This window comes from Mycobacterium scrofulaceum (assembly GCF_002086735.1).
In the GTDB taxonomy this organism is placed as follows: domain Bacteria; phylum Actinomycetota; class Actinomycetes; order Mycobacteriales; family Mycobacteriaceae; genus Mycobacterium; species Mycobacterium scrofulaceum.
Window position 1 is genome coordinate 89,064 of sequence record NZ_MVIJ01000022.1, and the last position, 7,807, is coordinate 96,870.

9 protein-coding genes are annotated in these 7,807 nt (G+C 69.9%); 7 read left to right on the forward strand and 2 right to left on the reverse strand.

Annotation, left to right across the window (positions count from 1 at the left end; genetic code table 11):
• Positions 1-48 precede the first annotated feature (48 nt).
• Together BST44_RS15900 and BST44_RS15905 are read left to right on the forward strand one after the other, a co-directional pair.
• The gene (locus BST44_RS15900) at positions 49-753 is read left to right on the forward strand and encodes a thiazole synthase (RefSeq protein WP_244184832.1); all 705 of its coding nucleotides are present in this window, start codon (positions 49-51) and stop codon (positions 751-753) included.
• Entirely contained in the window at positions 750-1,508 is a 759-nt protein-coding gene (locus BST44_RS15905; protein WP_083178065.1) for an SGNH/GDSL hydrolase family protein, read from the forward strand. The genes BST44_RS15900 and BST44_RS15905 overlap by 4 nt, the downstream gene beginning before the upstream one ends.
• Before the next feature lie 4 nt (positions 1,509-1,512).
• On the opposite strand, the gene BST44_RS15910 is transcribed toward BST44_RS15905, so the two are convergent.
• Together BST44_RS15910 and BST44_RS15915 are read right to left on the reverse strand one after the other, a co-directional pair.
• Positions 1,513-2,034, reverse strand: a complete 522-nt coding sequence (locus tag BST44_RS15910) for a serine/threonine protein kinase (protein ID WP_083178066.1) — start codon at positions 2,032-2,034, stop codon at positions 1,513-1,515.
• Between the two features lie 62 nt (positions 2,035-2,096).
• The gene (locus BST44_RS15915) at positions 2,097-2,624 is read right to left on the reverse strand and encodes a serine/threonine protein kinase (protein ID WP_083178067.1); all 528 of its coding nucleotides are present in this window, start codon (positions 2,622-2,624) and stop codon (positions 2,097-2,099) included.
• A gap of 371 nt (positions 2,625-2,995) precedes the next feature.
• On the opposite strand from BST44_RS15915, the gene BST44_RS15920 reads away from it, so the two are divergent.
• The 5 genes from BST44_RS15920 to BST44_RS15940 form a co-directional block, all read left to right on the forward strand.
• On the forward strand, positions 2,996-3,334 hold the full coding sequence (locus tag BST44_RS15920) for a CD225/dispanin family protein (RefSeq protein WP_083178068.1): 339 nt from the start codon (positions 2,996-2,998) through the stop codon (positions 3,332-3,334).
• Between the two features lie 16 nt (positions 3,335-3,350).
• Positions 3,351-3,776 (forward strand): DUF2752 domain-containing protein, encoded by a 426-nt coding sequence (locus tag BST44_RS15925; RefSeq protein WP_083178069.1) that lies wholly within the window; start codon positions 3,351-3,353, stop codon positions 3,774-3,776.
• 53 nt (positions 3,777-3,829) lie between these two features.
• Positions 3,830-5,317 (forward strand): M28 family metallopeptidase, encoded by a 1,488-nt coding sequence (locus BST44_RS15930; RefSeq protein ID WP_083178070.1) that lies wholly within the window; start codon positions 3,830-3,832, stop codon positions 5,315-5,317.
• Entirely contained in the window at positions 5,314-6,786 is a 1,473-nt protein-coding gene (locus BST44_RS15935; protein WP_083178071.1) for a M28 family peptidase, read from the forward strand. The genes BST44_RS15930 and BST44_RS15935 overlap by 4 nt, the downstream gene beginning before the upstream one ends.
• Before the next feature lie 31 nt (positions 6,787-6,817).
• The coding region (locus BST44_RS15940) for a 13E12 repeat family protein (protein ID WP_142274519.1) at positions 6,818-7,807 on the forward strand (990 nt) is incomplete at its 3' end.

A 7,807-nucleotide genomic window follows, 5' to 3' on the forward strand; every position in this document is an offset into this window, starting at 1 on the left:
GAAACCAAGCTCACGATCGCCGATCGCAGTTTCGCCTCGCGGCTCATCATGGGCACCGGCGGGGCGACCAGCCTGGCCGCGCTGCAGGAGGCGCTGGTCGCGTCGGGCACCGAGCTGACCACCGTCGCGATGCGCAGGGTCGACGCCGAGGGCGGGACGGGGCTGCTGGACCTGCTCAACCGGCTCGGCATCACTCCGCTGCCCAACACCGCTGGGTGCCGCAGCGCGGCCGAGGCGGTGCTCACCGCGCAGCTGGCCCGCGAGGCGCTGAACACCGACTGGGTCAAGCTGGAGGTGATCGCCGACGAGCGCACGCTGCTGCCCGACGCGGTCGAATTGGTCCGGGCGGCGGAGCAATTGGTCGACGACGGGTTCGTCGTCCTGCCCTACACCAATGACGACCCGGTGTTGGCCCGCCGGCTCGAGGACGCCGGATGCGCGGCGGTGATGCCGTTGGGCTCGCCGATCGGGACCGGGCTGGGCATCACCAACCCGCACAACATCGAGATGATCGTCGCCCGGGCCGGCGTTCCGGTGGTGCTCGACGCCGGCATCGGGACGGCCAGCGACGCCGCGCTGGCAATGGAATTGGGCTGCGACGCCGTGCTTTTGGCCACCGCGGTGACCCGCGCCGCCGATCCCGCGACGATGGCGGCCGCGATGGCCGCCGCCGTCACCGCCGGCTACCTGGCCCGCCGGGCCGGGCGGATCCCCAAGCGCTTCTGGGCGCAGGCGTCCAGCCCGCAACGATGAAACGGTATGTGGCCATTGGCAGTTCGATGGCCGCCGGCCCCGGCATCGGTCCCCGCGCCAAGGGCGCCCCATGGGGTTCGGGCCGGTCGGCGCGCAACTATCCGCACCTGGTCGCCCGGCGGTGCGGCCTCGACCTGGTAGACGTCACCTTTTCCGGCGCGACCACCGCCCACGTGCTCGCCGACCGCCAGCGCGGCGTGCCGCCCCAGATCTGCGCGGTGGACGGCTCGGAGAGCTTGGTGACCATCACGGTCGGCGGCAACGACGTCGGCTACATCCCGCTGTTGATGGCCGCCTCGTTGCCGAGGGCCGTCCGGCGGTTGCCGTTGCTCGGGCCGCGGATGTCCGAACTGCTGGACGGCGATGCGCGCAATCGGGCCCTCGACGCGGTGTTCGAATCGTTGTGCGCGGTCGGGCTCGCGGTGCGCGAGCGCGCACCGCGGGCCCGGGTGTTCTTCGTCGACTACCTCACCGTCCTGCCGCCCGTGGGCACGCCGGCCGCCCCGCTGTCGGAGGCGGACGCGGACCTCGGCCGCCACGTGGCCGCCACCTTGGAAGGGCTCACCGCCGACGCGGCGGCGGCGACCGGCTGCGAGGTGGTCCGCGCCGCGGCCGCCAGCCGCGAACACCACGCGTGGTCGGCCGAGCCCTGGACCACGAAACCCGGTGTGCCGCTTCCCGGCCGGGCGGCGCCGTTGCACCCGAACGCTGCGGGGATGAGCGCCGCTGCCGAACTGGTGTGCGCGCTGTGGTGACCGGTTAGCCGTTGGTGCGCCACCACTGGTAGAGGGCGTTGACGTCGGCGTTGGACGCCGTCAGGTGACCCAGCACGTTCTTGGCGTCGGTGGTCCACGTCAACGTCGCGTAGTTCTTGTAGGTGCCGCAGGCGATCTGGCCGCCCGTCTGGCCGTTCTGCTTCCAGGTTCCCGGCGACTGCCCGGCGTCCCCGCAGGCGGCCAGCGACACGTCCTTGATGGTGGAACTGAACGCGGACGCCAGGTTGGTGCCGTTGGAGAACAGGGCGTAGACGCCGGAGCCCGGTCCGCTGGGGTCGGGGCTCTGCCCGCACAGCAGCTCGGCCAGCTCACCGGACTCGGTCAACTCCTGCGGCTTGCAGTTGTTGAGGCCGTAGCCCTTCGACAGGTTGGCGGCCAGGGTGTTCATATCGGTGGCGTTGCCGGTGTTGGGTTCCGCGACCGCGGGTGCGCTTCCCGCGAAAGCCAAACCGCCGGTGAGGGCCGCGGCCGACACGGCCCGCAGCGCGGTGTTCAGGTGTGACATTTTCGTTGACTCCCTATGGTTGTTGGATGGGTGATGCGAAATTCGTTGCCCCCCAACCGTCGTCAGCCGTTGGCGCGCCACCACTGGTAGAGTGCCGCCGCGTCGGTGTTCGACCCGCGGATGTAGCTCAAGATGTTCTTGGCGTCGTTGGTCCAGATGATCTCGGCGGCGTTCCGGTACGTCCCGCACGCGACCTGTCCGGCGTTGGCGCTGTTGCTGCCCTGGTGCCAGCTGGTGGGCGACTGGCCGCTGTCCCCGCAGGTGCTCAGCGCGTCGTCTTTGATGCTGGCGCCGAACGAGCCGGCCAGGTTGTCGCCGTTGTTGAACAGGATGTATTTGGCCTGAACCGGCCCGCTCGGATCGGGGCTCTGGCCGCAGGTCAGCGACGCCAGTTCGCCGGCGGTGATGCTTTGGGCGGTGCAGTTGTTCAGCCCGTAGCCCTTCGACAGCGATGCGGCCAAAGTGTTGAGGTCCGCCGAGTTACCGGTGTTGGCGGGATCCGCGGTTGCCGTCACCGTGCCCGCGAAGGCGCAGCCGCCGACGAGCGCCGCGGCCGCCGCGGCCCGCAGGGCGTTGCTGAGATGGGGCATCGTCTGGCTCCTCAGCGGTTGTCGAGCCGGCGTGGCCCGCCGGGGAAACATGCTTCCGCTAAGTAGGGATCGTAGGGCTATGTCGTGAGGAAGCAACACATTCCGCTGGCAATTGTCTGTCTGGGCATGCTTTTCGGCGTCGCGCCGCGGCGCCCGGTCGGCGCCGATTTCGAAAGCCGCTGGCGCCCAATGGCGTTCGCTGGCCCACCTCGGCCGGTCCGGCAGGGATACCGAAGTTGAACGGGGCGAGACCGTCGCGCCGCATGTCAGCGGCCCCAAGGGGATTTTCACATTGCTAGTGCCGCAGCCACCGTGCTCGGGTATGGTTAGCACCGCTTCACGCCAGCTAACTTCTCGGGACTGGAGAATCCATGACGCAACCGCCGGCACCGCCCCCTCCTCCGCCGCCTGGTTACCCGCCGCAGCAGCCCGCCGGGCAGGCACCGAACAACTACCTGGTGTGGTCCATCCTGGTGACCCTGTTCTGCTGTCTCCCCTTCGGGATCGTGGCGATCGTCAAATCCAGCCAAGTCAACGGTCTCTGGGCGCAGGGCCGGTACGCCGAGGCGCAGGCGTCGGCCGACAGCGCCAAGAAGTGGGTGATCTGGTCGGCGGTCATCGGCGTCGTCGTGGGCATCATCTACGGCATCCTGATGGCGGTCGGCGCGCTGAACACCAACACCAACGCGGCGCTCGCCGCGATGTTCTGAGCCCGGTTCGGCGACCATGGTGACCCGCCACGGTTCGGCGCAACTGAGTCTGGGCGCGCCACTGGTGGTGGCCGCGTCGACGACGTTGATGTGCGCCGCCATCTGGGCGGGTGACCCGACCACCCCCAACGGTCCGCTGCCGGTGTGTCCCACCAAAGCGCTGCTGGGAATCGACTGTCCGGGATGCGGCAGCCTGCGCATGCTGTACTCCCTGATGCACGGCGACATCATGGCGGCCGCCAGGTTCAACGCCTTGGGCCTGGCGGCCGTCGTGCTGCTGGTGTGGGCGTACCTCGCCTGGACCTACGGGCGCCTCGCCGGCAGGCGGATCCGCAGCTGGCAACACGGCCGCTGGACGGCGGCGGTGACGCTCGGCTTGGTCACGGTGTGGTTTGTGCTGCGCAACATCCCCTTTGCGCCGTTCAGCGCGCTGCACGTCTGATACCGCCGTGTCCTGATCCTCCCCGCCTCCGCCGCGGATTAACCTGGGGCGCGATGGTGCACAAATTCACGACGATCCCGGCGGCACTCGCGGTGGTCGGGCTGACCGCGTTCTCGTCCGCATGCTTCCACCGGCCGGCCGACTCCCCGCCGGGTAACCCCGCCGCCTTTGCCGGCGCGCTGCACGACAAGGTCACGACCGACGCGATGATGGCCCACCTGGCAAAGCTCCAGGACATTGCCAACGCCAACAACGGCACCCGCGCGGTGGGTACTCCCGGTTACGAGGCCAGCGTCGACTACGTGGTAAAAACTCTGCGCGGCAACGGTTTCGATGTGCAGACCCCCGAATTCTCGGCGCGGGTGTTCCACGGCGACAAGCCGGAGGTGACCGTCGGTGGCCGGCCGGTGGAGGCGCACGCGCTCGACTTCAGCCTCGGCACGCCGCCGGACGGGGTGAGCGGACCGTTGGTGGCCCTGCCCGCCACCAACGGCCCCGGCTGTGCGCCCTCGGATTACGGCAACCTCCCGGTGCGGGGGGCCGTGGTGCTGGTGGACCGCGGAACGTGCCCGTTCGCACAGAAGGAGGACGTCGCGGCGCAGCGCGGCGCGATCGCGATGATCATCGCCGACAACGTCGACGAGCAGCAGATGGGTGGCACCCTGGGGCCGGACACGGACGTCAAGATCACGGTGGTGAACGTGACCAAGTCCGTGGGCGTGCAATTGCGCAACCAGCCGGGTCCCACGACGATCAAGCTGAATGCGAGCGTGCAGAGCTTCAAGGCCCGCAACGTGATCGCGCAGACCAAGACCGGCTCGACGAGCAACGTCGTCATGGCGGGCGCGCACCTGGACAGCGTGCCCGCCGGGCCGGGCATCAACGACAACGGTTCGGGAGTGGCCGCCGTGCTGGAAACCGCGCTGCGGCTGGGGAATTCGCCGCAGGTGCACAACGCGGTGCGGTTCGGATTCTGGGGCGCGGAGGAACTCGGGCTGATCGGGTCGCGCAACTACGTCGAGTCGCTGGACTTGGGCGCGCTCAAAAGCATTGCGCTGTACCTGAATTTCGACATGCTCGCGTCGCCGAACCCCGGCTACTTCACCTATGACGGGGACCAGTCGCTGCCGGCAGATGTCCGCGGCCAGCCGGTGGTCCCCGAAGGATCGGCCGGCATCGAACGCACTCTGGTCGCTTACCTGAAGTCCGCCGGGAAGACCGCTCAGGACACGGCGTTCGACGGCCGATCCGACTACGACGGCTTCACCCTCGCGGGCGTCCCCGCCGGGGGGCTGTTCTCCGGCGCCGAGTCGAAAATGTCCGCGGACCAGGCCAAGTTGTGGGGCGGGACCGCCGACCAGCCGTTCGACCCCAACTACCACCAGAAAACCGACACCCTCGATCACATCGACCGCGCCGCGCTGGGCGTGAACGGCGGTGGTGTCGCCTACGCGGTCGGCCTGTACGCCCAGGACCTCGGTGGCCACAACGGGGTGCCCACGATGGATGACCGCACCCGCCACGTGCTGACGAAGCCATGACCCGCCGGCTGGTCGCGACGTTAGTGCTGGCGACCGCGCTGCTGGCGGGTTGCTCGCCGGCGCGGCCGGGATCACCGGCCGCCGCGCCTGATCTGGGCCGCGCCCTGGCCGGGAAGGTGACCGTCGACGGGATGTTCACCCATCTGCGGGCGCTGCAGAACATCGCCAACGCCAACAAGGGAAACCGGGCCGACGGCACGCCGGGTTACGACGCCAGCGTCGACTATGTCGCTAAAACGCTGCGCGACAAGGGTTTCGAGGTGCTCACGCCGCAGTTCGATCGCCTGTACACCGTCTCGCCCGGCAAGCCCGCGCTGACGGTCGGCGGCCGCAGCTACGCCGTGGATCAGGCGTCGCTGTTGGTCCGGACACCGCCGGGGGGTTTGACCGGGCAGCCCGCCCGGCCGCGCCAGCCGTCGGGCTGTGCCGCCGGCGATTACCCGGCCGCGCTGCCCAAGGGTTCGATCGCCGTCGTCGACGACGCCCGTTGTTCGGTGGTCGACAAGCAGAACAGCGCGGTGGCCAGGGGGGCGGCCGCGCTGGTCGTGCTCAGTGCGCCCGCGGGCCAGGGCGCTCCACCGAGCCTGTTCACGCCGGGCTACTTCAAGCAGTTGACCGTGCCCGTCGCGATTGCGGGGTCCTCCGCCGCGAGCGCGCTCGCCGGCGCCACCGCTCCCGTCCGCCTGGTGCTGGACGCCCACAACGTCAAGGTCACCTCACGAAACGTGCTGGCGCAGACCAAGACCGGCTCGGCGCACGAAGTGATCATGGTGGGCGCGCATCTCGACGGGCCGCGCGGCGGCCCGGGCATCAACGACGACGGATCCGGCGTGGCCGCGGTGCTGGAAACGGCGTTGCAACTGGGCCCGCTGGCGCCGCTGAACAACGCGGTGCGGTTCGCGTTCTGGGGCGCCGACGAGGACGGCCTCAACGGCGTCATGGACTACGTGTTCGGCATGAACGGCGATCAGCTCAACGACATCGCGATGTACCTGAACTTCACCACGCTGGGGTCGCCCAACGCCGGCTTCTTCACCGAAGACGGCGATCAGTCCGGTCCGCCGGCGCCCGGGATCACCTACGCCGACGTTCCCGACGGCTCGGCCGGCATCGAACGCACGCTGGCCGCCTATCTGAACCTGGCCGGGAAGCGGCCCGCGGACATGCCGCTGAGCACCCTGGCCGACTATCACCCCTTCATGGTCGCGGGGGTGCCGATCGGGGGCCTGACTTCCGGGGCGTCGCAACCGAAAACCACCGTGCAGGCCCGACTCTGGGGCGGGCAGGCCGGGGTGCCGTTCGACCCCAACTATCAGGGGCCCCGCGAAACGGCCGACAACATCAACCGCGACGCGCTGGCCGTCCTGGGTGCCGGCGTCGCCTACGCGGTGGGCAGCTACGCGCAGTCCGTCGGCGGCGTGAACGGCGTGCCGCCGCACGACAAGCGGCATCGGACCCGGTTGCCGTAGCGCGTCGGCGGCCCGTGGCATACTCGAACACATGTTCGATACACGGGTGCACGATTATTGGGAGCCGCCGCGGTGTGAGCGGTCGCGCGAACTGGTGGATCGGATGTGTGCGTCGTGGCGGTTGGAGGCTCAGGTGGTCGCGGAGCGGTTGGATGCGATCGGGGAGTTGTTCGAGCTGCGGCGCGCCCAGCGTGGGGAAGAGGCGGATTGGGCGGTAGACACCTGGGCGGCGGTGGGTGCCGAGGTGGCCGCGGCGTTTCGGGTGAGCCTGGCGATGGCGGGCAGCTTCCTGCGGTATGCGTTGGCGATGCGTGAGCGGCTGCCGCGGGTGGCCGCGGTGTTCCGGGCCGGTGACATCGGGTTCCGGTTGTTTCAGACCATCGTGTATCGCACGGATTTGATTACCGACGCGCAGGTGTTGGCGGCGGTGGACGCCGAGTTGGCGATGCGTGCGCCGGGGTGGCCGTCGATGACTCGGGGCCGGTTGGCCGGCGAGGTCGACAAGGTCGTGGCCAAGGCCGACGTCGACGCGGTGCGGCGCCGCGAGCAGTGTCGGGCCGAGCGCGGGGTGTGGGTCGAGGACATCGAGGGCGGGATGTCGGAGATTCGTGGGGGTTTGTTCAGCCCGGACGGGCACGCTTTGGACCGGCGGTTGGATGCCCTGGCGGACACGGTGTGTGAGCGCGACCCGCGCAGCCGAGACCAGCTGCGCGCTGATGCGCTCGGGGCGCTGGCGGTCTCGGCGGATCGGCTGGGCTGCCGCTGCGGGCGGGCTGACTGTGCGCCCGGAGCGCGGCCCGCCGCGTCGCCGGTGGTCATTCATGTGGTTGCCGAGCAGGCCAGCGTCGAGGGTCGCGGGTCGGCTCCGGGATCGGAGCTGGGTGCCGACGGGCTGATCTCCGCCGAGGTCGTCGCCGAGTTGGCCGGCTCGGCCAAGCTGGTGGCGCTGAACCCGCCGACGCAGGCCGAGCCGCGCTACACCCCTTCGGCCGGGCTCGCCGATTTCGTGCGGTGCCGGGAT